The organism is Streptomyces sp. PL-25 (genome assembly GCF_058344915.1).
On record NZ_CP136997.1, the window covers coordinates 4,849,330 to 4,874,293 of the forward strand.

Here is a 24,964-nt window from a genome sequence, read left to right on the forward strand (position 1 = left end):
GCTCAGTTCAGCCGGGCCCGCGCCGCCCGCGCCTGGGCGCGCACCTGCCCGGCGGCGTCCTCGTCCACGGCGGCCACCAGGTCCGCGTACTCCTCCAGCGCCCGCGCGCCCTCGGTGAACTCGCCCCGCTCCACCAGCAGCCGGGCCCGCTCGTGGCGCAGCCGCGCCGGGTGCGCGGGCAGCAGCAGCGACAGGTCGAGGGCCCACAGCGCCACGTCGGAGCGCTCGGGCCGCAGGGCCGCCCAGGCGCGGATGTTGTTCAGGATCCGCAGCACGACGTCCAGCGGCTCGGTCGGCACCGTCATCGACGGGTCCAGCGGGGCGCCCGTCGCCCCGGTCACCAGCAGCTCCGCGTCCGCCCCGGTGAGCACCCGGCCCCCGTCGAACGGATCGGCGAGCACCTGTTCGGCCGCCTCGCCGAACCCGACCACGAAGTGCCCCGGCAGCGCCACCCCGTACACCGGCGCCCCGGCCCGGCGCGCCACCTCCAGCCACACCACGGACAGCAGGATGGGCAGCCCGCGCCGCCGCCGCAGTACCGCGTGCAGCAGCGAGGAGTCCAGCCGCTGGTAGTCCGCGGCCGCGCCGCGGAACCCGTACCGTTCGCCCAGCAGGGCGCCCACGGCCCGCGCCCAGGCGAGCGGGGTGCCCGGCCGGTAGGGCAGCTGCCCGGCCAGCCGGTCCAGTTCGAGCTGGGCCGCGTCCAGCCCGTCCTCGTCCAGCGTGCCGTCGCCCACCGCGCCGGTCAGCAGGCACAGCGCCGCCAGGTCGGGCCGCTCGGCGCGCGCCTCCTCGGCGAAGCGCCGGCGCAGTTCGGCGGACCGGCCGGGCGGCGGGGGAGCGGGATGGCGCATGGCGGGCCAGTGCTCCCTCACGGCGACGCGGGGGAGGACGGCGGCCCGGCGGCGTCCCCGTCCGCCTGCGGCTCCGGCTCGCGGTAGTGGTGGTAGGCGTGGTGGGCCGTGAAGCCGAGTCCGGCGTACAGCGCCCGCGCGGCCGTGTTGTCGGTCTCCACCTGGAGCCAGGCGGCCGAGGCGCCCTCGTCGAGGGCGCGCCGGGCGAGCGCGGCCAGGACGGCGCCGGCCAGGCCCCGGCGGCGCAGCGCCGGATCCACCTCGACGGCGGCGAAGGAGGCCCACCGGCCGTCCACGACACACCGCCCGATCGCGGCGGGCGCGTCCCCGGCGTGCGCGCCCGGGACCGTCGCGAACCACACCGAGGGCCCGCCGCCCAGGACCTTCAGGGCCACCTCGCTCACCCCCTTGCGCTGGTAGCGCGCGAGCCACGCCTCGTCGGCCGTGCGCGACAGCCGTACCGCCGCGGCCGCGGCCGGGTCCGCCCGGTCGGCGACCGGCGCGAGCGCCCCGGTCCACAGCTCGGCGCTCACCTCGCGCGTCCAGCCGCGCCGCTCCAGCTCCGCGCCCAGCAGTTCCTGCGTGCCCTCGGCGCCGGTGGCGGTCTGCACGTACGCGGGCAGGCCGCGCTCCCGGTACCAGCGTCGTACGGCGGCCAGGGCCGCGTCGAGCGGAAGGCCGGGGGCGCCGAGCGGCAGCACGGAATTGGCGCGGCGGGTGAAGCCGGAGGCCGCCCGCAGCTCCCAGTCGCCGAGCCGCTCGCTCTCCACCGGCTGCCAGGCGCGGGCCGCGGCGCGCGCCAGCTCGGGGTAGGAGGCGGCGGGTCCCCGGCGGCGGGCCGGGGCCGGCGGAACCACCTTCCCGGCCACCATGGAGGACTCCGCGACACGCACGGTTTCACCGCTCTTGCGTGTGATCAGCAGCACACCGTTGTCCCATGATGTGAGAACTCCGACCGTGTCGGTGAACTTCTCACCCGTTCCCCGAGGTTCGCTCAAGCGCCGCACGGAGACCCGTTTGCCCACGTCAGCAGCGGTGATACGGACCACTGGCGGCCCTGGCGCCCAGATTTCCACAGGTCAGTTCACCCCTCCTGTATGGATCATGCCCCGGAACGGAGATACTAGGGGCGGGCATCGACGACGCCGCGCTCCCGCGCGCCAGGCGGCGGAGCCTGTGGAGGCCCGCCAGCGCCCTATCGAGGAGGAACGACAGCGTGACCTACGTCATCGCGCAGCCTTGTGTCGACGTGAAGGACAAGGCGTGCATCGAGGAGTGCCCGGTCGACTGCATCTACGAGGGCCAGCGGTCCTTGTACATCCACCCGGACGAATGCGTCGACTGTGGTGCCTGTGAGCCGGTCTGCCCGGTCGAGGCGATCTTCTACGAGGACGACGTGCCGGAGGAGTGGAAGGACTACTACAAGGCCAACGTCGAGTTCTTCGACGAGCTCGGCTCTCCGGGCGGCGCCAGCAAGCTGGGGCTGATCGAGCGTGACCACCCGTTCGTCGCCGCGCTGCCGCCGCAGGCCGAGTAACCGTCCGGTGGCCCCGCCGCCCCGGTCCCGTACGGCCTGACCGCCTCGAGCGTGTCGGCGGCCGTGCGGGACCGCGGCGTTTCCCGCACCAGAAAGTGAGCCTGATCCCGTGTCCGCAGTCTCCGACCGCCTTCCGGCCTTCCCCTGGGACAAGCTGGAGCCGTACAAGAAGACGGCCGCCGCCCACCCGGACGGCATCGTCGACCTGTCGGTCGGCACCCCGGTCGACCCGGTCCCCGAGCTGATCCAGAAGGCGCTGGTCGCCGCGGCCGACTCGCCGGGCTATCCGACGGTCTGGGGCACGCCCGAACTGCGCGACGCGATCACCGGCTGGACCGAGCGCCGCCTCGGCGCGCGCGGGATCACCCACCGGCACGTGCTGCCGATCGTCGGCTCCAAGGAACTGGTCGCCTGGCTCCCCACCCAGCTGGGCCTCGGCCCCGGCGACAAGGTCGCCTTCCCGCGCCTTGCCTACCCGACGTACGAGGTCGGCGCCCGGCTGGCCCGCGCCGAGTACGTGGCCTACGACGAGCCGACCGAGCTGGACCCGGCGGGCCTGAAGCTGCTGTGGCTGAACTCGCCCTCCAACCCCACCGGCAAGGTGCTGGGCAAGGAGGAGCTGACCCGGACCCTCGCCTGGGCCCGCGAGCACGGCGTCCTGGTCGTCTCCGACGAGTGCTACCTGGAGCTGGGCTGGGAGGCCGAGCCCGTCTCGGTGCTGCACCCCGAGGTGAACGGCGGCTCCCACGACGGCATCGTCGCCGTCCACTCCCTCTCCAAGCGCTCCAACCTGGCGGGCTACCGCGCCGCGTTCCTCGCGGGCGACCCGGCGGTCCTCGGTCCGCTGCTGGAGATCCGCAAGCACGGCGGCATGATGACCTCGGCGCCGACCCAGGCGGCGGTCGTGGCGGCGCTGGGCGACGACGTCCACGTCCACCAGCAGCGCGAGCGCTACGCCGCCCGCCGCGCCGCCCTGCGCGCGGCCCTGCTCGGCCACGGCTTCCGCATCGAGCACAGCGAGGCCAGCCTGTACCTGTGGGCGACCCGCGACGAGTCCTGCTGGGACACGGTGGCGCACCTGGCCGGTCTCGGCATCCTGGTCGCCCCCGGCGACTTCTACGGCCCGGCCGGCGACCGCTTCGTCCGGGTGGCCCTCACGGCGACCGACGAGCGGGTGGCGGCGGCCGTCGCCCGCCTCTGACCCGCCCGCAGACGCGTACGGAGGCGCGGGACAGGCGCGTACGAAGACGCAGGACGGCGGCGTGCACACGGCGAAGGGGCCCGGGAGGATTCCCGGGCCCCTTCGCCGTGTGCACGCACGGCTTCGGCAGGACGTGTCCCGCAGGACACGGGAGAGGGCGCTGCGGCCGGTGCTCAGCCGCCCAGCGGCAGGCCCTGCACCGGCAGGCCCTGGGTGGGCAGCCCGCCCTGGGTCGCGGTCTTCGCGGTGTCGCCGAGGAGGCCGCCGGCGGTCCCGGCCGCGTCGCCCGCCGCCTTCTGCGCCACCGGCGTCGTCTTCTTCACCAGGCCGCCGCCGGTCTTGCCCGCGGCGGGCACCGCCTGCTTGACCACCTTGCCGCCGGTGTCGCCCGCGACCCCGGTGACGTGCTGCGCCGCACCGTCCACGGTGTTGCCGACGCTCGCCGCGTCCAGGGCGGTGAGGCCGCCCAGGCTCGGGGTGGCCGGCAGCTGGGGCGCGGCACCGGCGGAGCCGGCCGCACCGACCCCGGCAGCCGCCCCGGCGGCGACGAGCAGCGCGGCGCGGGCGATACGGCGGGTCAGGGGGAGGGACATGTTGCTCCTTCGACGGGAGGGGAACCTTGAGGTATCGGACCGGGCCGGGCGCTTCCCGGAGGCCGTGCGGCCCCCGGCGGGCCGGGCTCGGACGCAGTGACTACCGCTCGAAGCGCGCGAAGGTTGCGGCGGAACAACGTAAAGAGTTGGTAATGCGTCGCATTATCAGGTGTGGATAAAAACGGGCAAAGGCCGACCGCCCGGAACGGCTGCTGAATCCTTCCGGCACTGTCTCCCCAAGGGCTGTGGCGATCCGCCCGCCGGCCCCCGCGAAAACCCGCCCCGGCCGTCGCCCCGACGCCTCGCCCACCACCCGGGAGAGTGAAGATCCGCACGGCTCCCCACCGCCGCGCACGGCCCGGCGAGCCGGACGGGAGGCGCTAACGGCCCGTCGTGATGCGGACCGTGGCCGCCGCACCCGCCGAACCCGCCGGGCCCTCGGATCGAGCGCCGTTCTTCCCGTCCACCGCGCGCCACTCGCCCTCGGTCACCCCGGCGGTCCACTCCCGCCCGGCGTACGCCACCCGCTCGATGTGCAGCGCGGAGGCGTTGGCCACCGCCCAGTGCGCCAGCTGCCAGCCGCGCTCGGCGGTGCTGCGCCCGTCACCGGAGCCGGTCCGCACCGGCAGCGTCACCGTGCGCCCGTCCGTGGCCGCCCCGGCGGCCGGTGCCGTGGGCGCGGCCGACGCGCCGCGGCCGCCGCCCGCCTCGGCCGCGGCCACCTGCACCACCTCGCGGCCGAAGTCCCGCACCAGCGCCGCCCGTACCGCGTCCGGACCCGTCGACGGGCTGATGCCCGGCCTGCCCTGGCAGGTCAGCGTGGCCGCGGCCCGTCCGGTCAGGGCGGCGGAGAGCAGCGCCGCGTCCGGCTCGTGCCGGGCGTACGCCTCCGGGAAGCCGCTGCGCTGCACGCGCTGCGCCGCCACGGTCACCGGCAGCCGCTGATACCCGTCCACCTTGTCCAGGTGCCGGTAGAACATCCCCGCCGAGTACGCCGGGTCCATGATCTCCTTCGCCGACCCCCAGCCCTGCGAGGGCCGTTGCTGGAACAGGCCGAGCGAGTCCCGGTCGCCGTGGTCCAGATTGCGCAGGTCCGACTCCTGGAGGGCGGTCGCCAGCGCGATCGTCACGGCCCGCTCGGGCATGCCGCGCCCGGTGCCGACGGCCGCGATGGTCGCCGCGTTCACCGCCTGCTCCGGGGTGAACTCGTAGGACCCGCCGTCCCGGCCGGCCGCCACGACCTCGCAGCCGGGGCCCGTACCGCCGGTCAGGTACTGCACCGTGAGATAGCCCGCGACCGCGAGCAGGACGCAGAGGGCCGCCCCCGACCTGAGGAGGCGGCCACGACGCTTCGGAGTGGGGGACGGCTCTGGCACGCGTACAAGGTACTGGAGACGGACACCGCCGCAGGAGCCGGTGACGGCGGACACGGCGGCGCGTGGCCGGAGCCGGGCGCTAAGGTCGCAGGCATGGCCGATACCCCGCTTGACCTCACGCTGGACGCCGCGCGACTCACCGCGCAGCTCGTGGACTTCCCCTCGGAGAGCGGCACCGAGAAGCCGCTCGCCGACGCGATCGAGGCCGCGCTGCGCGCCCTGCCGCACCTGACGGTGGACCGCATGGGCAACAACGTCGTCGCCCGCACGCACCTCGGGCACGACCAGCGGGTGATCCTGGCCGGACACATCGACACCGTCCCGATCGCGGACAACGTGCCGTCCCGGCTGGACGAGGACGGCGTGCTCTGGGGCTGCGGCACCTGCGACATGAAGGCGGGCGTGGCCGTGCAGCTGCGCATCGCCGCCACCGTCCCGGCCCCCAACCGCGACCTCACCTTCGTCTTCTACGACAACGAGGAGGTCGCCGCCGACCTGAACGGCCTCAAGCACGTCGCCGAGGCCCGTCCGGACTGGCTGGCGGGCGACTTCGCGATCCTCCTGGAGCCGTCCGACGGCCAGGTCGAGGGCGGCTGCCAGGGCACCCTGCGCGTCCTGCTGAAGACCAAGGGCGAGCGGGCGCACTCCGCGCGCGGCTGGATGGGCGCCAACGCCGTCCACGCCGCCGCGCCCATCCTGCGCAAGCTCGCCGAGTACCAGCCCCGTCACCCGGTCATCGACGGCCTGGAGTACCGCGAGGGCCTCAACGCGGTCGGCATCTCGGGCGGAGTCGCGGGCAACGTGATCCCCGACGAGTGCGTCGTCACCGTCAACTTCCGCTACGCGCCCGACCGCAGCGAGGAGGAGGCCGTCGCCCATGTCCGCGAGGTCTTCGCGGACTGCGGCGTCGAGGAGTTCGTGATCGACGACCACAGCGGCGGCGCGCTGCCCGGCCTCGACCACCCGGCCGCCGCCGCCTTCATCGAGGCGGTCGGCGGCATCCCGCTGCCCAAGTACGGCTGGACGGACGTCTCCCGCTTCTCCGCGCTCGGCGTCCCCGCCGTCAACTACGGCCCCGGCAACCCCCACCTGGCGCACAAGCGGGACGAACGGGTGGAGACCGCGAAGATCCTCACCGGCGAGGAGCGGCTGCGCGCCTGGCTGACGAGCTGACCTCGCGGCCACGCTCCGGACCCGCCGAGGGGCCCTAGGGTGGGGTGGAACGACCGCACGTGGAGGGAGCGCATATGCCTACAGGCAATCCCGAGGGCAAGAAGGTGCCACCGGAGGAGCAGCGCCTGGGCCCGGTGCTCCGGCGCCGGGGCCAGGTCCAGGCCAGCACCACGGACCAGCGGCTGCTGGACGAGCGCGCACCCACCGACTGGGTGCACACCGACCCGTGGCGGGTGCTGCGCATCCAGTCGGAGTTCATCGAGGGCTTCGGCACCCTGGCCGAACTCCCGCCCGCGATCAGCGTCTTCGGCTCGGCCCGCACCCGGGTGGACTCGCCGGAGTACGAGGCCGGGGTGCGGCTGGGGCGCGGTCTGGTCGAGGCGGGCTTCGCGGTGATCACCGGCGGCGGTCCCGGCGCGATGGAGGCGGCGAACAAGGGCGCCTGCGAGGCCGGGGGCACCTCGGTCGGCCTGGGCATCGAGCTGCCCTTCGAGCAGGGGCTCAACCCCTACGTCGACATCGGCCTCAACTTCCGCTACTTCTTCGTCCGCAAGATGATGTTCGTGAAGTACGCGCAGGGCTTCGTGGTCCTGCCCGGCGGCCTCGGCACCCTGGACGAGCTCTTCGAGGCGCTCACCCTCGTCCAGACCCAGAAGGTCACCCGCTTCCCCATCGTCCTGTTCGGCACCGCCTACTGGGGCGGCCTGGTCGACTGGCTGACCCACACCCTCATCGCCGAGGGCAAGGCCGCCGAGGCGGACCTGACCCTCTTCCACGTCACGGACGACGTGGAGGAGGCCGTGGCCCTGATGTCGAAGGAAGCGGGCAAGTAGCGAGGCGGCGAAGCGGCCGGGCGGCGGCCCGTGCGGCAGGCGGGGCGGCGCGGGCGCGGGAAGGACCGGCCCTACGCCAGTCCCCGCCGCGCCACGGCGGGCTCCCGGTGCCCCGCGACGGCCGCCACCATGTCCACCACCTGCCGGGTCTCGGCGACCTCGTGCACCCGGTAGACCTGCGCGCCCAGCCACGCCGAGACCGCGGTGGTGGCCAGCGTGCCCACCACCCGCTCCTTGACCGGCCGGTCCAGCGTCTCCCCGACGAAGTCCTTGTTGGACAGCGACACCAGCACCGGCCACCCGGTGGCGACCATCTCGCCCAGCCGCCGCGTCGCCTCCAGGCTGTGCCGCGTGTTCTTCCCGAAGTCGTGCCCGGGATCGATCAGCACCGACTCCCGCGGCACCCCGAGCGCCACCGCACGCTCGGCCAGCCCCACGGTCACCTCCAGGATGTCGGCCATCACGTCGTCGTACTCCACCCGGTGCGGCCGGGTCCGCGGCTGGGCGCCGCCCGCGTGCGTGCACACCAGGCCCACCCGGTGGCGCGCGGCGACCTCCGCGAGCCGCGGGTCCACCCCGCCCCACGCGTCGTTCAGCAGGTCCGCGCCCGCCTCGCACACCGCCTCGCCGACCTCGGCCCGCCAGGTGTCCACGCTGATGACCACGTCCGGGAAGCGCCGCCGCACCTCGGCGACGAAGCCGACGGTGCGCCGCGCCTCCTCCTCGGCCGTCACCTCCTCGCCGGGGCCCGCCTTCACCCCGCCGATGTCGACGATCGCGGCGCCCTCGGCCACGGCCTGCTCCACGCGCGCGAGGGCGGGCTCGTCGCGGAACGTCGCCCCCTGGTCGTAGAAGGAGTCCGGGGTCCGGTTGACGATCGCCATGATCACCGGCTCGTGCGCGTCGAATTCACGCCTGCCCAGCCTGAGCATCCCCTGTGACCTCTTCTCCCACGTCGCGGTCTTCGGCCGCCTGCGACCTTAACTGTCGGTGCCGCATGGCACGATCGGACCCTGGCACATACGCCAGACTCCAGATGGCACCAGATCCAGATCCAGATCCAGACCCAGACCCAGACTCCGGACTCCGTGGGGACCTCAGCGATGGTTATGTTCTTGTTCCTCGTCGTCGCGCTGGCGGTCGTGGTCGCCGCGGTGACCCTCGCGGTGGTGGGCGGCGGGGGCACCGGCCCGCTGCCCGAGGCCGTCCCCGACCGGCTGCACGACCCGCTGCCGGAGGACCGCCCGGTGGGGCCGGCCGACGTGGAGCAGCTGCGCCTGCCGCTCGCCGTGCGCGGCTACCGGATGGCCGACGTGGACGACGCGCTCGACCGGCTCGGCGCCGAGATCGCCGAGCGCGACGCCCGGATCGCCGACCTGGAGTCGGCCCTGGAGACCGCCCTGGCGGGGGCCCGCGACACCGGGGTCCGCGACACCGGGGCGCGGGTGCACCTGACCAAGCCCCGACCGGAGGACGAGCAGTGACCGAGGAAGCGGTGGAGAGCCCGGTGGCCGAGAGCCCGGTGCCGGAGAGCCCGGTGGCCGAGGCGGCGACGGCCGGCGCCGCCGTCGCGGGCCCGGACGGCGCCCGGCGCTGCCCGTGGGCGCTGTCGGCGCCCGAGTACGTGGCGTACCACGACGAGGAGTGGGGCCGGCCCGTCCACGGCGACGACGCCCTCTTCGAACGCCTCAGCCTGGAGGCGTTCCAGTCCGGTCTGTCGTGGATCACCATCCTGCGCCGCAGGCCCGGCTTCCGCGCGGCCTTCGCCGGCTTCAGGATCTCCGCGGTGGCGGAGTTCACCGACGCCGACCGCGAGCGCCTGCTCGCCGACGCCGGGATCATCCGCAACCGCGCCAAGATCGACGCGACCCTCGCCAACGCGCGCGAGCTGGCCGCGTGGTCCCCGGGCGAGCTGGACGCCCTCATCTGGTCCCACGCCCCCGCCCGGGGCGCCCGTACGGTCCCGGGGACCCTCGCCGACGTCCCGGCCGTCACCCCCGAGTCCACGGCCCTGTCCAAGGCGCTGAAGAAGCGCGGCCTGCGCTTCGTCGGCCCGACGACGGCGTACGCCCTGATGCAGGCGTGCGGACTGGTCGACGACCACCTCGCGGACTGTGTGGCCCGCCGTCCCTGACCCTGCCGTCCCTGACCCTGCCGTCCCTGACCCTGCCGTCCCTGACCCTGCCGTCCCTGACCCTGCCGCCCCCCGGCTCGCGGCCGTCGGCCGGGGGAGGGGCGGCGGGGCGGCGGCGCGCCGTGCCCGGTCAGCGGCCCAGGTACACCGGCTTCTCCTTGGCGACGAACGCCCGTACGGCGATGGCGTGGTCCTCGGACTGTCCCGCGCGCGTCTGGAGCTCGTCCTCCTTCTCCAGGGTCTGCGCCAGGGAGTGCGTCAGGCCGAAGGCCACCGACTCCTTGATCGCCGCGTAGGCCAGCGTCGGCCCGGCGGCCAGCTTCCGCGCGGTCTTCTCGGCCTCGGCGCGCAGCTCGGCCGCCGGGACGACCCGGTGGGCGATGCCCAGCTCGGCGGCCTCCTGGGCGGTGAGGGTGCGCGGGAAGAGCAGCAGGTCGGTGGCGCGGCTCGCGCCCACCGCGCGCGGCAGCGTCCAGGAGAGGCCGGAGTCCGCGCTGAGCGCGACGCCCGCGAAGGACGTGTTGAAGGACGCCGTGTCGGCCACGATCCGGTGGTCGGCGGCGAGCGCGAAGCCGAAGCCCGCACCGGCGGCGACGCCGTTCACCGCGGCGACGACGGGCTTGGCGGCCCCGGCCAGCGCCCGCACGATCGGGTTGTAGTGCTCCCGTACGGTGCTCATCGTCTGCCCCGACCCGCCCTCCCGGTCGGCGTTCAGCAGCCCGATGTGCTCCTTGAGGTCCTGGCCCACGCAGAACGCCCGGTCCCCGGCCGCGGTCAGCAGCACCGCCCGTACGGCGTCGTCGGCCGCGGCGGACTCGGCGGCCTCCCGGAGGGCGACCTTGGTGGCGATGTCGAGCGCGTTCATCGCCTCGGGGCGGTTCAGGGTGATCGTCGCGAGTCCGTCGCTCACTGTGTAGAGCACGGTGTCGGCCATGGGACTTCCCCTCCGGTGTCGGCTCCGACGTACCGTTCGGTACGTCCTGTGTCCGAGGGACAGCATGACGGAGATCACCGGCCGGAGCGGGCGGTGGACGTGTGACCTGCGTCAAAGAAATCCGGCGGCCGGGCCGCCGGGAGACCCGGGAGAGGGAGCGCAGTATCGCAGCCACATCCCCGAATTGAGTGGTTTTGCTCGCGCGCGTTGCCCAAGCGATGCCGACTGATGTTGGTCATCGGGTCCTGAGATGCGGGATAATGGCTGGGAAGCAATGTGTTCGATGCCGGTGCCGTGTGTCCTGCACCGTTCCGGGAGTGGACCGCGCGCGTGCCCTTCGGTGCGCCGTCGGCTTTGACGATGAGCTGGGTTTCAGGAAGGGGAACGAGCATGGCGGCCATGAAGCCGCGGACGGGTGATGGCCCGCTCGAGGTGACCAAGGAGGGGCGGGGCATCGTCATGCGAGTTCCGCTCGAAGGCGGCGGTCGGCTCGTCGTCGAGCTGACCCCTGACGAGGCCGACGCGCTCGGCGACGCCCTCAAGAAGGTCGTCGGCTGACGCGCGAGCGGATCACAGCCTTTTCGGTGGCCCCGGTACCGCATGCGGTACCGGGGTCGCTGTTTCCCCGCTCGGCTCGGCCGCCCTGCCCTTCCGCCCGGCGGACGGTTCAGCGTTTGACCGCGCACAGCAGGCCGTCGCCCACCGGCAGCAGCGACGGCACCAGGTCGGCGCTCTCGCGCACGGTGCGCAGCAGTTCGCGCAGCCGTACGACCTCGGCGGGCTGCGGCCCCGAGTCCACCGTCCGGCCGTGCGCGAACACGCCTTCGAAGACGACCAGTCCGCCCGGCCGCAGCAGCCGCAACGATTCGGCGAGATAGTCGGGGAACTCCTGCCGGTCGCCGTCGCAGAAGACCAGGTCGTACCCCGCGTCCGCGAGCCGCGGCAGGACCTCCAGGGCGCGGCCCGGGATGAAGCGGGCGCGGTTGCTGGCGAAGCCGGCGGCGCGGAACGCCTGCCGGGCGAACTGCTGGAGCTCCGGCTCGGGGTCGACCGTGGTCAGCACCCCGTCCGGGCGCATGCCGTACAGGAGGTGGATGCCGGAGACGCCGGTGCCGGTCCCGATCTCCGCGACCGCCTTCGCGTCCACGGTGGCGGCGAGCAACCGCAGCGCCGCGCCCGCGGCGGGGGTCACCGAGCGCACTCCTGCCTCGCCTGCCCGCTCCCGGGCCCAGCGCAGAGCGTCGTCCTCGGCGACATAGGCGTCGGCGAACGCCCAGCTCGTCTGCCGGTTGCCGGTAATGACCCTCTCCTGTCCCCTGGATGCCTGGGCGTGACTGTATCCGTTGGGGCCGGGAACCCGCAGATGGGACCGGTCGTTTGAAGGGGTGGGGAAGCACCGGGGGACGTGACCGGAGTCCGGACGGGGGGTATGGGATGGAACGGGACGGCGAGCAAGTGCTGACGCGGCCGCATCAGCCGTGGCAGGGCGTGTCAAATTCAAGTAAAACCGCTTATCCGGAGCTAACGGGCGAGGTGGTTATGGTAGGGGCTCCACTGGACACCACCAGAGCCGACAGGGGAGGTGCGGCTTCGCCTGTGGATCGGGGAGGAGTGCTCCGGCGCTTTCTCGGATCGGCGGGCAGGCCGAAATCCGTGAACGACACCGCAGCTGACCGTACCCACGCCGAGGGCACCGCCCCGGCCGCGACCGCGACCTTCTCCAGCGACGCGGACGGGCAGGCGTGGACTCCGCCCACCTGGGAGGAGATCGTCAGCACCCACAGCGGTCGTGTCTACCGCCTGGCCTACCGCCTCACCGGCAACCAGCACGACGCCGAGGACCTCACCCAGGAGGTCTTCGTCCGCGTCTTCCGCTCCCTGTCGACGTACACGCCGGGCACCTTCGAGGGCTGGCTGCACCGCATCACGACCAACCTCTTCCTGGACATGGTCCGCCGCAAGCAGCGCATCCGCTTCGACGCGCTCGGTGACGACGCGGCCGAGCGGCTGGCCAGCAAGGAGCCCACCCCGCAGCAGCTCTTCAACGACGCGCACTTCGACGCCGACGTCCAGCAGGCCCTGGACACGCTGGCGCCCGAGTTCCGCGCCGCGGTCGTCCTGTGCGACATCGAGGGACTGTCCTACGAGGAGATCGCCGCGACCCTCGGCGTCAAACTCGGCACGGTGCGCTCCCGTATCCACCGCGGCCGTTCGCAGCTGCGCAAGGCCCTGGCGCACCGTTCGCCCGAGGCCCGGCGGGCCGAGCGGCGCCGCTTCGTGCCCCGCGTCGCGGCGCTGGGAGGAGGGGGCGCGACCGCGTGAGTGGTTCCCGATCCAACCCCGCCGCGAGGGGGCTCGCGGAACAGCATCTGGGAGACCGACTCTCCGCCCTGGTGGACGGAGAGCTCGGTCATGAGACGCGCGAGCGCGTCCTGGCGCACGTGGCCACCTGCCCGAAGTGTAAGGCGGAGGTCGACGCACAGCGCCGCCTGAAGAACGTCTTCGCGGAGTCGGCCCCGCCGCCGCCCTCCGAGAGCTTCCTGGCCCGCCTCCAGGGGCTGCCCGGCGGCGACCCCGGCTCCGGCTCACCGCTGGGCGGTGCGGGGTTCCCGGGCGGCTTCCCGGCGTTCCCCGCGGACTCCGGGGACACCGGCATGTTCGGCGCCCGGCGCGGCGAGCAGTTCCCGTTCGGGTACGGGCCGGCCGGACCGTATCCGGGCGAGCCCGCGCCGGAGCGGTCGGAAGGCTTCCGGATCCATCACGTCAACCGCCCCGACAACGAGCGGTCGGCCTCGCGCGGGCGCCGGTTCGCGTTCGTCGCCGCCGGGGCGGTGTCGCTGGCCGCGGTCGCCCTCGGCGGTGTCACCACCGGCGCGGCGGGCGACACGGCGGCGGAGACCCGCGGCGGCGCGGGAGCGGGCAGCAATGTCACCCCGGCGCGCCCGGCGGGCACGGGCATCGCCACGGCGTCCGAGGCGTCCCGGCGCCGGAACACGGCCGGGGCCCTGCCCGTGCAGCGCTCGACCGGCACGGCACCACTGGCGCCGACCTCGCTGTCCGCGCCGCTGCTGCCCGGCGTGCCCACGCCGGCCGCCGCCCCGGCAGCGGACGCGGCGGCGCGCCCGCTGCCGCCGACACCGGTGGTCGCCGCCGGGGCCGCGCTGATGTCCCCGCTGATACGCCCGCTCGGCACCCGGCCGCTGATCTCCCTGACGTGGTCGGCGGACCCACAGCTCACGACAGCCGGTCTCCTCACCGCGCCCTCCCCCGGCCCGACGCCCGAACCGCCGTCGGCCGCCACCTCCCATCTGGCGCCCTGACCGGCGTCGGCCGGGCACTGCGCGGTGGCCCGTGAACCTGGTTGAATCCAGGAGGGCGCGCCCCTGACATCCGTCGGGGCGCGCAGTCGACGAAGCGCGGCCACCACCGACGAGCCGGGCCGCGGGCACCTGCCGGGGAGCACATGAACGAGGGCAAGCCCACGAGACCCACCCGCCCGAGATGGTGGAGCCGCCCCCGGCCGCCCGCGCCCACGGACGACGCGGTCGCCGCGCCCGTCCAGGACACCACCACGGACGACGAGGGCGACTTCCACCTCGCCCGCCCCGCCCAGCCCCCGGATCCGCAGAGCCTGAGCACGCCAAAGCCCGGGGACCGCCCCGAGGACCTGCCCGGGGGCCACGCGGACGCCGCTGGGCCCGCAGACGCCGCTGCGCCCGCCCCGGTGCCCGCTCCCCGGGACGCCCCCGCCGGTGCTCCCGCGCCCGTGCCCGGCCCCGAGCACGCCGCTGCGTCGTCCGGCGCTGAGGACGTGTGCGTGCCCGGTCCCGGGTCTGCGTCGGGAGCCGCGTCCGCTCCCGCTGTCGCCCCTGGTCCCGGGTACGGCTCCCTGTCCGCTCCCGGGCACCTCTCCGCCGACGGTTCGGCGTCCGCCTCCGCCGGGCCCGTGGCGGCGGCGCTCGACGCCGAGCGCAGGCCGGTGCACGCACCCGACCCCTACGGCACCCCGCCCTACGGCCAACCCGGACCCTGGGCCCCCGCGCCCCCGTTCCAGCACCCCGCCGTGGCACCGTCCCCCGCCGACCCGCTCGGCCCCCCGGCAGCGGCACTCGCACCGTCCGCGCCCACGCCCACGGCGTCCGGTGAGCAGCCCATGGCGCCCGGCGGCGCACCGGCCGCAGCCGCCCCGGCACCCCTGGGAGCCCACGGCGGTGCCCCCGCGCCCGGCAGCGAGGACCACCCACCGACCCCGGCCCCGCCATCCCCGGACCTGCCATCCCTGGCCCCGGCGTTCCCGCCGCCGCCCCCGCACGCCCCCGCGCACCTCCCTGACCCCGCCGCCCCCGCGGACCCCTGGCAGCGTTACGACCCCTGGGCCGCGCGGCCGCTCGCCGGGCCGCTCCAGGAGAGCGGGGCCGGGGTCGTCGGCGCGGAGCAGCGGCGCAGGCGGGTCCGGCGGGCGCTGGTCGGCGGGGCCGTGGCGCTGGCGCTCGTGGCCGGCGGGATCGGCGGCGTCGTGGGGGCGTATCTGGAACGCAACGGCGGCATCGGGACCGTGACGCTGCCGCAGGCCGGGAAGGAGCCCGCCGACCGCGCCCCGGACAGCGTCGCCGGGATCGCCGCCCGCGCCCTGCCCAGCGTCGTGACACTGCACGTGTCCGGGTCGGACGAGCAGGGCACCGGCACCGGCTTCGTGCTCGACGGCCGCGGCCACATCCTCACCAACAACCACGTCGTCGGGCCCGCGGCCGCCGGCGGCGACATATCGGTGACCTTCAGCGGCGGCCAGACCGCGCGCGGCACGATCGTCGGCCGCGACACCGGCTACGACCTCGCCGTGGTGCAGGTGCGCGGCGTGCGCGGGCTGACCCCGATGCCGCTGGGCAACTCCGACAACGTGCGGGTGGGCGACCCGGTCGTCGCGATCGGCGCCCCGTTCGACCTGGCCGGCACGGTCACCTCCGGCATCATCAGCGCCAAGGAGCGGCCCATCACGGCCGGCGGCGAGAAGGGCGACGGGAGCGACGTGTCGTACGTCGACGCGCTCCAGACCGACGCGCCCATCAACCCCGGCAACTCCGGCGGCCCGCTGCTGGACTCTTGGGGCCGGGTGGTGGGCATCAATTCGGCCATTCGCTCCGCCGACTCCGGGTCCGATCCGCAGCCGGGCCAGGCCGGATCCATCGGCCTCGGCTTCGCCATACCGGTCAACCAGGCCAAGCGGGTGGCCGAGGAACTGATCAACACCGGCCGGGCCAGCCACCCGGTGATCGGCGTCACGCTGGACATGGCCTACGAGGGCGACGGCGCCAAGGTCGGAGAGCGGGCGAGCGGCGGCGGTTCCCCGGTCACCCCGGGCGGTCCCGGCGCCGCGGCGGGCATCAGGGCCGGTGACGTCGTCACCGCGGTGGACGGCGTGCGCGTCCACTCGGGTGAGGAACTGATCGTCCGCACACGCGCCCACCGCCCCGGCGACCGGCTGGAGCTGACCGTCGAGCGGGGCGGCAAGCAGCGCAGGATCTCCCTGGTGCTCGGCTCCTCGGACAGCGGGTGACGGGCCCTCACCGGCGGCCCGCACGGCCCGCGCCGCGCCCCCGGAGCGCGCCGCCCGCCGCGCCCGAGGGCGACGCGGACGTTCCAGAAGGCGGACAAGCCGGAAAACTGGCCGTGTACACGGGCCCCGACACCTCGGGGCAGTACCGATCGGACACCTCGGCCGGGTACCGTGGAGCCGGCCCGGACCCCGGATAGACCCGCTCAGACCGGACCACCCGAGGGCCGAGGACCACGGACATCGCAAGGAGCTTCAGGTGTTCAACGACATAGGACTGCCCGAGCTGGCGACGCTCATCGTCCTGGCCATGCTCGTGTTCGGTCCGGACAAGCTCCCGAAGATGATCCAGGACGTGGTGCGCACGATCCGTAAGATCCGGGAGTTCTCGGAGAGCGCCAAGCAGGACATCCGCAAGGAGCTGGGCCCGGAGTTCAAGGACTTCGAGTTCGAGGACCTCAACCCCAAGACGTTCATCCGCAAGCAGCTGGACAACGACGACCTGGGGCTCAAGGAGATCCGCAACGGCTTCGACCTGAAGAAGGAGATGGCCGAGGTCACGGACGCGGTGAACGGCCGCGACTCCGAGGACGAGTCGGTCTCCGTACCGGCGGCGTCCCCCTCCGCCCAGTCCTCCGCGGGTGCGTCCGGCGGCCGGATCGACATGACCAAGAAGCCGGAGAGCGCCGAGCGGGACGACCGCCCGCCCTTCGACGCCGACGCCACCTGAGTGCACCGCCGCCCCGCCACGTACCGCCACGTCCCTCCCCGCCACGTCCGCCGCGCGCGTCACTCCTTCTCAGTGATCCCGTCTGCGCCAGGCGGCCCGATCCCGCCGCCTGCGCGGGCCACGCCCCGGGCGCGTTCCCGGCGCCCCGGTGCGGGGTGGATATGCTGCCGAGTTGTTGTGCGGACCGGACGAGTACGCCCGAAGGGGGGCGGGCCGCGCCGGTCCGACGAGAGCGAGGAGGCGTCCGGGCACATGGAGACGACAAGTAGGGCGGTCGCGCAGGCACCGGCCGCGGAGGGCGGAAGACCACTGCCCTCCGCCCGGCGCACGGTCGACGGCTACCTGCTGGCGCCCTTCCCGTGGTACGGCCTCGACGAGGCCTTCACGGGACAGCGCTGGCTGCTTCAGGTCGGCACCTCGGCCGACGGTTCGGTGGAACACGGTTCCATCGGGCACGGTGACGAACCCTCGGTGCGCAACGAGTTCGTGTCCGGCTCCCCGGACGACCCCAGGGAGAAGTTCGCGGTCGTCGTCACCGTCGCCGCCAGCCCCGAACGGCGTCTCGCCGACGGCACCGGCCAGCTGGAGGCCACCTCCGTCTCGTCGGCGGCCTGGCTCGCCGGGGTCGGCCTGCTGTCGGTCACCTGGCCCATGCAGATGGACCACGCGCTGCGCGACGACTGGCTGGACCAGCAGACCGAGACGGCGTGGGAGCTCGCCGACGACCTGTCCGGGCCGGACTGGTCGGCGCTGTCGCTGCCCGTGGACGGCGTCCCGACCTCGTTCCACTACCGCGAGTCCGAGTTCGGCTGGGTGCTCGCCGGGTCGACCCCGCAGGGCGTGCACGTGGGGGCGTACGGCCGGGGGATGAGCGCCTACGGGCTGGGCTTCTCCGTGGTCCAGGACATCACCGCGTACGCCTGACCGGGCCGCCCGCCGGGCATCCGTGCCGGGTACGCCGAGGGGCGCCGTCCGCGCGGACGGCGCCCCTCGGCGTCGTACGAGATCGTCGTACAGGAGTGCGGCGGTGCCTCAGAACTTGTTCTTCGGCGTGATGCCCAGGGAGAGCCCCGACAGGCCCCGCTGGCGGCCGCCGAGCTTGCCCGCGATGGCGCGCAGGGCCGAACCGGCCGGGGAGTCCGGGTCGGTCAGGACGACCGGCTTGCCCTCGTCGCCGCCCACGCGCAGCCGGACGTCGATCGGGATGGAGCCGAGCACCGGCACCGTGGCGCCGGTGGTGCGGGTCAGGCCGTCGGCGACGAGCTGGCCGCCGCCGGTGCCGAACACGTCGACCATCTCGCCGCAGTGCGGGCAGGGCAGCCCGGACATGTTCTCGACGACACCGACGATCTTCTGGTGGGTCTGCACGGCGATCGAGCCCGCCCGCTCGGCCACCTCGGCGGCGGCCTGCTGAGGCGTCGTCACCACCAGGATCTCGGCGTTCGGCACGAGCTGGGCGACGGAGATCGCGATGTCGCCGGTGCCGGGCGGCAGGTCGAGCAGCAGCACGTCCAGGTCGCCCCAGTACACGTCCGCCAGGAACTGCTGGAGCGCGCGGTGCAGCATCGGGCCGCGCCAGACGACCGGCGCGTTGCCCGGGGTGAACATGCCGATGGAAATGACCTTCACGCCGTTCGCCGACGGCGGCATGATCATGTTCTCGACCTGGGTGGGACGGCCGTCCGCACCCAGCATGCGCGGCACGCTGTGGCCGTAGATGTCGGCGTCGACCACGCCCACCTTGAGGCCGTCGGCGGCCATCGCCGCCGCCAGGTTCACCGTCACCGAGGACTTGCCGACGCCGCCCTTGCCGGAGGCGACCGCGTAGACCCGGGTCAGATTGCCCGGCCTGGCGAAGGGGACCTCGCGCTCGGTCTGGCCGCCGCGCAGGGCGCTCGCCAGCTCCTTGCGCTGCTCGTCGCTCATCACGTCCAGCGACACGTCGACCCGGGTGACCCCCTCGACCCGTGCGACCGCGTCGGTCACGCGCTGGGTGATCGTCTCGCGCATCGGGCAGCCGGAGACCGTCAGGTACACGGTGACCGCGACCGCGCCGTCCGCGCCGATCTCCACCGATTTGACCATGCCCAGTTCGGTGATGGGTCGGTGGATCTCGGGGTCGTCAACCGTCGCCAGCGCTGCGCGCACCGCGTCTTCCGTAGCCATAAGGACGATGGTACGGCGCCCGGCGGCGGCCCCGGGACCCCTGTCAGCGGTCGTCCACGTCACGTCCGCGCGGGTGATCCGCCGGGAATACCCCGGGCCGTTCCCGCCCGTCCCCGGCGCCACCGCGGTCCGGTTCCCTGACCAGTCTCTCCTCCAGTCTCTCCTCCAGTTCCTTGCCGAGGTCCTGGAGCTCGGAGCGGATCCAGTCGCGGGTCGCCACCTCGCCCAGACCCATCCGCAGCGCGGCGATCTCCCGGGTCAGGTACTCGGTGTCGGCGATCGACCGCTCGTTCTGCTTGCGGTCCTGTTCGAGGTTGACCCGGTCCCGGTCGTCCTGCCGGTTCTGCGCCAGCAGGATCAGCGGGGCGGCGTAGGACGCCTGGAGGGACAGCGCCAGCGTCAGGAAGATGAACGGGTACTCGTCGAAGCGCAGCCGGTGCGGCACGGACACGTTCCAGACCACCCAGAGGATGATCACCACCGTCATCCAGACGATGAACCGTCCGGTGCCCAGGAAGCGCGCGATGCGCTCGGACAGGCGGCCGAAGGCGTCCGGGTCCCACTCGGGCAGCAGCCGCCGCCGCAGCGGGCGCGGCTGGTCGAGCCGGGCCCGCGGCCGGCCGGCGGCGGTGGCCCCGGCCGGGTGCCGCTCGCGGGTGCTCTCGCGCTCAGCCGCCATGTCCGCCCGTCCCCTCGCCCGCGCCCTTGTCCGTGCCCCCGGCGGTCCCGGCCGCCGCCCCGGCCCCGTCGTCCAGGTGGAACTCCGTCTCCCGCCAGTCGTCCGGCAGCATGTGGTCCAGCACGTCGTCCACGGTGACCGCGCCCAGCAGCGCCCCCGCCTCGTCCACCACGGGCGCCGCGACCATGTCGTAGGCCGCGAAGAACCCGGCCACCACCGGCAGCTCGGCGTCCGGGGAGAGCGCCTGGAGGTCGTCGTCCAGGATCGAGCTGACGAGCGTGTACGGCGGGTCGCGCAGCAGCCGCTGGAAGTGGACCGTGCCCAGGTACTTGCCGGTCGGCGTCTCGTCGGGCGGCCGGCAGACGTAGACCTGGGCGGCGAGCGCGGGGGACAGGTCCGGGTTGCGGACCCGGGCGAGCGCGTCGGCGACGGTCGCGTCCGGGCGCAGCACGATCGGCTCGGTCGTCATCAGCCCGCCCGCGGTGTGCTCCTCGTACGACATCAGGCGCCGCATCTCGGCGGCGTCGGCCGGCTGCATCAGACCGAGCAGCCGCTCCTGCTCCTCCTCGGGCAGTTCGGCGAGCAGGTCGGCCGCGTCGTCGGGGTCCATCGCCTCCAGCACGTCGGCGGCGCGCTCGCCCTTCAGCTTGCCCAGGATCTCGATCTGGTCGTCCTCCGGCAGCTCCTCCAGGACGTCGGCGAGCCGGTCGTCGTCCAGGGCGGCGGCGACCTCCGCGCGCCGCTTGGGGGACAGGTGGTGCAGCACGTTGGCGAGGTCGGCGGGGCGCAGCTGCTCGAAGGTGGCGAGCAGGTTCTCGGCGCCCTGCCCGTGCTCCTCCAGGGAGAAGCCGGTGACCGCCGACCACTCCACGGTCAGCGTCTCGCCCCTGCTGCGCCGGAAGGCGCCGCCCTTGCGGCCCTTGCGCACGAAGACCCGGTCGATCTCCCAGTCCCGCCGGGCGGGCAGCTGGTGCACCGACAGGTCCAGCACGGTGGCCTCCTCGCCGCTCTCCACGAGCGTGACGCGGCGGTCCAGCAGCTCGCCGAAGACGAGCCGCTCGGTGGGCCGCTGCTCGAAGCGCCGGACGTTGAGCACACCGGTGGTGATGACCTGGCCGGACTCGATGCTGGTGACCCGGGTCATGGGCAGGAAGATGCGGCGCCGGGTGGAGAGTTCGACGACCAGGCCGAGCACCCGGGGCGGCTTGCGGCCGACCCGCAGCATGACGACCAGATCGCGCACCCGCCCCACCTGGTCGCCCGACGGGTCGAAGGCGGCGACACCGGCGAGATGCGACACGAAGATCCGGGGGGCGCCCGCTGCCATGACCGTGCCTCCTTCCTGGCGTCTTCCTGTCGCGCTGTCGCTGCCGTGCCGGGTGTGCCCGGTGTGTCCGGTGTCTTCTCGCCTGCCCGCTCAAGTGGGCTTCAGGCTAGCCCGTCCCGTTCGGATACGCCCTGGTGAGCGGAGCGGACGGACTGGCTCCGCCGGGCCGCGCCGCCCCCGGTACGCTGCCGTACGCCGCTACGGGTTCCCCAGCCCGTGGTGCCGTCCGCGTGCCGTGCCTCCCCTGTACGCCGTCACGCCGCGCGGCGCCCGCGGCCGCACCGCACCCGCCGCTCGCGAGCTGAAAGGCAGTGCCGCCTGTGACTGCGATTCCCCAGGGCCGCCGTACCCGCCGGGCCACGCTGACGAGTGCGCTGTGCGCGCTGGCCGTCGTCACCGGCACGGGCCTGACGGGCTGTTCCGGGGACGATCCGGACGCGGGCACCAACGGCGTCGGCAAGCTGCCGGCCGACCAGGTCCAGGCGCGGACCAAGGCCGCCGCCACGTCCGCCGGGGCCGTGCACCTGGCCGGTGACGTGGTCAGCAACGGCCGTACGTACCGGCTCGACATGCGGCTGAAGTCCGACGGCGGCACGGGCTCGGTCACCTCGCAGGGGGTGACGTTCGGGCTGCTGCGGGTCGGCGCGCAGCTGTATCTGAAGGCGGACGCCCAGTTCTGGAGCAACGCGGACGACGACGGCAAGGGCGGGAAGGGCGGCACGCACGGCACGAACGGAGGGGCGGCGGGCAAGCTCGACGGCAAGTACGTGAAGGTGCCCCAGCGCGACCCCGCGTACAAGCGGTTCAGCGGGTTCACGGACAAGGGCGTGCTCCTCGACAGCCTGCTGACGCTGCACGGCACGCTGGCGGCGGACGGCCACCACGAGCAGTCCGGCGTCCGCACCATCCGCATCACCGGCGGCGACGGCAGCGGCGGCACCCTGGACGTCTCCCTGGAGGGCGCCCCCTATCCGCTGCGGCTGGCCCGCGCGGGCGACGCGGGCACCCTGACCTTCACCGAGTGGGGCAAGGACTTCCCGCTGGCCGAGCCGGACGCGGACGACACCGTCGACTACGGCAGGCAGCTGCCGACGTCCTGACGGGCCGCCCGGCCGCCGCTACCGCCGCCGCTTCTTCCTCAGCAGCAGCCGGGGCAGCCCCGCCGGGACCGGCTGACGGGTCGTCGCGGGAGTGGGCAGCGGCGCCTCGGCCAGCGAGGTGCCGGGCAGCGGCTCCAGGGTGCCGGTCGGCTCCAGGCGCAGCACCCGGCACTCGCGGGCCCACCGCTCGGTCATGGTCTCCGCGTCCGGCGCGTTCAGGCGCTTGCCCTTCAGCTCGGCCACCGCCTCCTGCCACGCCTGCGAGCCGGGCGCGAGTTCCACGACGCGCGCCGCCCAGGTGACCAGACGGCCGCCCTTGTCCTTGCTGCGCACCGTCACCTCGGCGGTGACCCCGTCGGCCAGGCCGGGCAGCGGCTGCTCGCCGGGGCCGTCACCGACCAGGCAGGCCGCGCCCTCGTGCCAGACGTGCCACAGGGGGCGGGCCGGTCCGCCGGGGCCCGCGACCCAGACGAGGCCGGACTTCTTCGTGGCCTCCTCGACGAGGGCCCGGTCGAGCAGTGCGCTTGTCATGACAGCAGCGTAACGAGACCCGGCCGGGCACCGGCGGCGCTCACAGCCAGCCGTTGCGCTTGAGCGTGCGGTGGATGCCGAGGCAGATCGCGGCCGTGACCGCCATGACCACCGGGTAGCCGTACTTCCAGTGGGTCTCGGGCATGTACTTGAAGTTCATGCCGTAGACCCCGCAGACCATCGTCGGTACGGCGATGATCGCGGCCCACGCGGTGATCTTCCGCATGTCCTCGTTCTGCGCGACGGACGCCTGGGCGAGGTTGGCCTGGAGGATGGAGTTGAGCAGTTCGTCGAAGCCGATGACCTGCTCCTGGGCGCGGGCCAGGTGGTCGGCCACGTCGCGGAAGTACTTCTGGATGTCCGGGTCGATCAGCCGCATCGGGCGCTCGCTCAGCAGCTGCATGGGCCGCAGCAGCGGCGACACCGCGCGCTTGAACTCCATGACCTCGCGCTTGAGCTGGTAGATCCGCCCGGCGTCGGTGCCGCGCGGGGTGCGGCCGCGGCCCGGCGAGAACACCTCGGTCTCGACCTCGTCCACGTCGTCCTGGAGGGCGGAGGCGACCGCGATGTAGCCGTCGACCACATGGTCGGCGATGGCGTGCAGCACCGCCGAGGGGCCCTTGACCAGCAGCTCGGGGTCGTCCTGGAGCCGGTGGCGCAGCGCGCGCAGCGAACCCTGGCCGCCGTGCCGGACGGTGATGAAGAAGTCCCGTCCGGTGAAGCACATCACCTCGCCGGTCTCGACGACCTCGCTGTTGGCGGTGAGCTGGTCGTGGTCGACGTAGTGGATCGTCTTGAAGACGGTGAACAGCGAGTCGTCGTAGCGCTCCAGCTTGGGCCGCTGGTGGGCCTGGACCGCGTCCTCCACGGCCAGCGGGTGCAGTCCGAACTCCGAGGCGATGCCCGCGAATTCGGCCTCGGTGGGCTCGTGCAGCCCGATCCACACGAAGCCGCCGTCGCGCCGCACCAGGCGCATCGCCTCCTGCGGGGTGAGCGGGGCACGGGTCTCGACGCGGGCGCCGTCGCGGTAGACGGCGCAGTCGACGACGGCCGAGGGCGTCGCCGGGTCGCGGGTGGTGTCGTAGGTGCCGTTGTCCTTGCGCTGCGCCGGGCGGGACGGGCGGACCACGGCGCGCAGGTCACGGATCATCGACATGGCGGGACTCCTTCGTGACGAGCGACGAAGAGCGCCTACGGCGGTCGGAACTGCCCGGAATGAGGACGTCCGGCGTGCGGATGTTTCGCACGTCCACAAAGCGGGGAGCACCGCACCGACGCGGTGAGCGGGCTTCGTCACTGATTTCGATCGGTCAGATCGGACGATCAGGCAAACGAAACGAAGTGCTCTTCCGTACGACGCGCACAGGGGCACGAAGGCGAGAGGTGGCGGTCAGCCGGAGCCGGAACAGCTACATCAGCGGCGGGAAGAGCGGGTGCTACTGCACGGTCGACTTCGATCCATGACAGCCCCACCTCCTCCGGCCGGTCCCTCGTAAGGGAGTCCCATCGGCGTCGGGGCTTGATCGCGACGCTTCTGCGTGCTGCCCCGAACCACCGAGTCAGAGTATCAGTCGGCCGACGTGTCAAGGTGCCGCTTTGCCGGGTACTGACGAGTTCTATGCTCGCGACATGGCAGATGTTCTTCCTCTGGTCGAGGCCCGGTTGCGCTCGGCGCTGGGCGAGCCGGACGCGCGCGCGGCGGTCACCTTCCTCGGCACGGACCGGATCGAGGTGCTGCGCTTCCAGGAGGGGGACATCGTCCGCTACGCCACGCTCGGCATGTCGGCCCGGCCCATGGCGGACCCCACGGCGATGGTCGCCGACCCGGTCGCCGGGCCGCGCGCCGAACTGGTCCTCTCGGTGCGCACCGGCCGCGCCGACACCGACAAGGTGCTCCGCCCGCTCGCCGTCCTCGGCGCGTCCCCGCAGGTCGAGGGTGTGGTCGTGGCGCCCGGTGCCTCGCTCGACGTGGGGGAGGCGCTGTGGCCGGGCGCGCCCTTCACCTCGGTCCTGGTGGCCGAGCCGGGCGGCCTGGTGGAGGACCTGGAACTCGACGCGCCGCTGGATCCCGTGCGGTTCCTGCCGCTGCTGCCGATGACGCCGAACGAGGCCGCGTTCAAACGCGTGCACGGCGCGCAGGTGCTCCAGGAGCGCTGGCTGACGCACGGGACGGACCTGCGGGACCCGGCCCGCCGGTCCGTCCCGCTGGAGTGACCACCGCAGTGACCGATCTCACCCAAGCCGC

General features: G+C 73.9%; 26 protein-coding genes. 14 read left to right on the plus strand and 12 right to left on the minus strand.

Annotated elements, in window-relative coordinates; genetic code table 11:
• Positions 1 to 2: 2 nt before the first annotated feature.
• On the minus strand, positions 3 to 854 hold the full coding sequence (locus R4Z62_RS22010) for a transglutaminase-like domain-containing protein (RefSeq protein WP_491520690.1): 852 nt from the start codon (positions 852 to 854) through the stop codon (positions 3 to 5).
• Positions 855 to 871: 17 nt separating this feature from the next.
• On the minus strand, positions 872 to 1,930 hold the full coding sequence (locus R4Z62_RS22015) for a GNAT family N-acetyltransferase (RefSeq protein ID WP_491520691.1): 1,059 nt from the start codon (positions 1,928 to 1,930) through the stop codon (positions 872 to 874).
• A gap of 140 nt (positions 1,931 to 2,070) precedes the next feature.
• Between R4Z62_RS22015 and fdxA the strand changes: the two genes are divergently transcribed.
• A complete protein-coding gene (gene fdxA / locus R4Z62_RS22020) occupies positions 2,071 to 2,391 on the plus strand; it encodes a ferredoxin (RefSeq protein ID WP_018571242.1) in 321 nt (106 codons plus the stop codon).
• Positions 2,392 to 2,500: 109 nt separating this feature from the next.
• Entirely contained in the window at positions 2,501 to 3,592 is a 1,092-nt protein-coding gene (locus R4Z62_RS22025) for a bifunctional succinyldiaminopimelate transaminase/glutamate-prephenate aminotransferase (protein WP_064535082.1), read from the plus strand.
• Between the two features lie 173 nt (positions 3,593 to 3,765).
• On the opposite strand, the gene R4Z62_RS22030 is transcribed toward R4Z62_RS22025, so the two are convergent.
• Both R4Z62_RS22030 and R4Z62_RS22035 read right to left on the minus strand, forming a co-directional pair.
• Positions 3,766 to 4,185, minus strand: coding sequence for a hypothetical protein (locus tag R4Z62_RS22030; RefSeq protein ID WP_064535083.1), 420 nt, complete (start codon positions 4,183 to 4,185; stop codon positions 3,766 to 3,768).
• Between the two features lie 380 nt (positions 4,186 to 4,565).
• Positions 4,566 to 5,561, minus strand: a complete 996-nt coding sequence (locus R4Z62_RS22035; protein WP_389601218.1) for a VldE C-terminal domain-containing protein — start codon at positions 5,559 to 5,561, stop codon at positions 4,566 to 4,568.
• Between the two features lie 93 nt (positions 5,562 to 5,654).
• On the opposite strand from R4Z62_RS22035, the gene dapE reads away from it, so the two are divergent.
• Complete coding sequence (gene dapE / locus R4Z62_RS22040; RefSeq protein WP_382850871.1) at positions 5,655 to 6,734, plus strand: succinyl-diaminopimelate desuccinylase; 1,080 nt, start codon at positions 5,655 to 5,657, stop codon at positions 6,732 to 6,734.
• Positions 6,735 to 6,808: 74 nt separating this feature from the next.
• Complete coding sequence (locus R4Z62_RS22045) at positions 6,809 to 7,567, plus strand: LOG family protein (protein ID WP_064535089.1); 759 nt, start codon at positions 6,809 to 6,811, stop codon at positions 7,565 to 7,567.
• A 71-nt stretch (positions 7,568 to 7,638) separates the two neighbouring features.
• On the opposite strand, the gene folP is transcribed toward R4Z62_RS22045, so the two are convergent.
• Positions 7,639 to 8,499: a dihydropteroate synthase gene (gene folP, locus R4Z62_RS22050; RefSeq protein WP_355482930.1), complete on the minus strand. Its 861-nt coding sequence runs from the start codon at positions 8,497 to 8,499 to the stop codon at positions 7,639 to 7,641.
• Between the two features lie 171 nt (positions 8,500 to 8,670).
• Here folP and R4Z62_RS22055 point away from each other — a divergent pair, with 171 nt between their 5' ends.
• Positions 8,671 to 9,051: a DivIVA domain-containing protein gene (locus R4Z62_RS22055; RefSeq protein WP_037888131.1), complete on the plus strand. Its 381-nt coding sequence runs from the start codon at positions 8,671 to 8,673 to the stop codon at positions 9,049 to 9,051.
• A gap of 53 nt (positions 9,052 to 9,104) precedes the next feature.
• A complete protein-coding gene (locus R4Z62_RS22060) occupies positions 9,105 to 9,701 on the plus strand; it encodes a DNA-3-methyladenine glycosylase I (RefSeq protein WP_385496478.1) in 597 nt (198 codons plus the stop codon).
• Positions 9,702 to 9,831: 130 nt separating this feature from the next.
• Here the strand turns inward: R4Z62_RS22060 and chcB are convergent, their stop codons facing one another.
• A complete protein-coding gene (chcB, locus tag R4Z62_RS22065; protein WP_064535095.1) occupies positions 9,832 to 10,635 on the minus strand; it encodes a 2-cyclohexenylcarbonyl CoA isomerase in 804 nt (267 codons plus the stop codon).
• Positions 10,636 to 11,025: 390 nt separating this feature from the next.
• On the opposite strand from chcB, the gene R4Z62_RS22070 reads away from it, so the two are divergent.
• A complete protein-coding gene (locus tag R4Z62_RS22070; protein WP_003966491.1) occupies positions 11,026 to 11,193 on the plus strand; it encodes a DUF3117 domain-containing protein in 168 nt (55 codons plus the stop codon).
• A gap of 109 nt (positions 11,194 to 11,302) precedes the next feature.
• On the opposite strand, the gene R4Z62_RS22075 is transcribed toward R4Z62_RS22070, so the two are convergent.
• Complete coding sequence (locus R4Z62_RS22075) at positions 11,303 to 11,998, minus strand: O-methyltransferase (RefSeq protein WP_078509682.1); 696 nt, start codon at positions 11,996 to 11,998, stop codon at positions 11,303 to 11,305.
• A 248-nt stretch (positions 11,999 to 12,246) separates the two neighbouring features.
• On the opposite strand from R4Z62_RS22075, the gene sigE reads away from it, so the two are divergent.
• The 5 genes from sigE to R4Z62_RS22100 all read left to right on the plus strand — a co-directional run bounded on the left by sigE (position 12,247) and on the right by R4Z62_RS22100 (position 17,840).
• Complete coding sequence (gene sigE / locus R4Z62_RS22080) at positions 12,247 to 12,957, plus strand: RNA polymerase sigma factor SigE (RefSeq protein WP_079159060.1); 711 nt, start codon at positions 12,247 to 12,249, stop codon at positions 12,955 to 12,957.
• Positions 12,954 to 13,955, plus strand: a complete 1,002-nt coding sequence (locus R4Z62_RS22085) for an anti-sigma factor family protein (protein ID WP_385496253.1) — start codon at positions 12,954 to 12,956, stop codon at positions 13,953 to 13,955. Before sigE ends, R4Z62_RS22085 begins: the two co-directional genes overlap by 4 nt.
• A gap of 143 nt (positions 13,956 to 14,098) precedes the next feature.
• A complete protein-coding gene (locus tag R4Z62_RS22090; protein WP_491520692.1) occupies positions 14,099 to 16,189 on the plus strand; it encodes a S1C family serine protease in 2,091 nt (696 codons plus the stop codon).
• Between the two features lie 256 nt (positions 16,190 to 16,445).
• Positions 16,446 to 16,916, plus strand: coding sequence for a sec-independent translocase (locus R4Z62_RS22095; RefSeq protein ID WP_382850887.1), 471 nt, complete (start codon positions 16,446 to 16,448; stop codon positions 16,914 to 16,916).
• Between the two features lie 252 nt (positions 16,917 to 17,168).
• Positions 17,169 to 17,840 carry a hypothetical protein gene (locus tag R4Z62_RS22100; protein WP_491520693.1) on the plus strand — a complete coding sequence of 224 codons (672 nt, stop codon included), beginning with the start codon at positions 17,169 to 17,171 and terminating at the stop codon, positions 17,838 to 17,840.
• 108 nt (positions 17,841 to 17,948) lie between these two features.
• Here R4Z62_RS22100 and R4Z62_RS22105 read toward each other — a convergent pair whose 3' ends face one another.
• Genes R4Z62_RS22105 through R4Z62_RS22115 form a run of 3 tightly spaced genes read right to left on the minus strand, consistent with a single transcriptional unit; the run spans position 17,949 to position 21,088 of the window.
• Positions 17,949 to 19,082, minus strand: a complete 1,134-nt coding sequence (locus tag R4Z62_RS22105; protein ID WP_491520694.1) for an Mrp/NBP35 family ATP-binding protein — start codon at positions 19,080 to 19,082, stop codon at positions 17,949 to 17,951.
• A 43-nt stretch (positions 19,083 to 19,125) separates the two neighbouring features.
• Positions 19,126 to 19,761 (minus strand): DUF1003 domain-containing protein, encoded by a 636-nt coding sequence (locus tag R4Z62_RS22110; RefSeq protein ID WP_355484738.1) that lies wholly within the window; start codon positions 19,759 to 19,761, stop codon positions 19,126 to 19,128.
• Positions 19,751 to 21,088 (minus strand): magnesium transporter MgtE N-terminal domain-containing protein, encoded by a 1,338-nt coding sequence (locus R4Z62_RS22115; RefSeq protein ID WP_064535110.1) that lies wholly within the window; start codon positions 21,086 to 21,088, stop codon positions 19,751 to 19,753. The genes R4Z62_RS22110 and R4Z62_RS22115 overlap by 11 nt, the downstream gene beginning before the upstream one ends.
• 320 nt (positions 21,089 to 21,408) lie before the next feature.
• Here R4Z62_RS22115 and R4Z62_RS22120 point away from each other — a divergent pair, with 320 nt between their 5' ends.
• A complete protein-coding gene (locus R4Z62_RS22120; RefSeq protein ID WP_355484736.1) occupies positions 21,409 to 22,188 on the plus strand; it encodes a hypothetical protein in 780 nt (259 codons plus the stop codon).
• A gap of 18 nt (positions 22,189 to 22,206) precedes the next feature.
• On the opposite strand, the gene R4Z62_RS22125 is transcribed toward R4Z62_RS22120, so the two are convergent.
• Both R4Z62_RS22125 and R4Z62_RS22130 read right to left on the minus strand, forming a co-directional pair.
• Positions 22,207 to 22,719, minus strand: a complete 513-nt coding sequence (locus tag R4Z62_RS22125) for a hypothetical protein (protein ID WP_064535112.1) — start codon at positions 22,717 to 22,719, stop codon at positions 22,207 to 22,209.
• 40 nt (positions 22,720 to 22,759) lie between these two features.
• Positions 22,760 to 23,875, minus strand: a complete 1,116-nt coding sequence (locus R4Z62_RS22130) for a magnesium and cobalt transport protein CorA (protein WP_018571263.1) — start codon at positions 23,873 to 23,875, stop codon at positions 22,760 to 22,762.
• Positions 23,876 to 24,348: 473 nt separating this feature from the next.
• Here R4Z62_RS22130 and R4Z62_RS22135 point away from each other — a divergent pair, with 473 nt between their 5' ends.
• Positions 24,349 to 24,933: a suppressor of fused domain protein gene (locus R4Z62_RS22135; protein WP_064535114.1), complete on the plus strand. Its 585-nt coding sequence runs from the start codon at positions 24,349 to 24,351 to the stop codon at positions 24,931 to 24,933.
• The last annotated feature ends 31 nt before the right edge of the window (positions 24,934 to 24,964 follow it).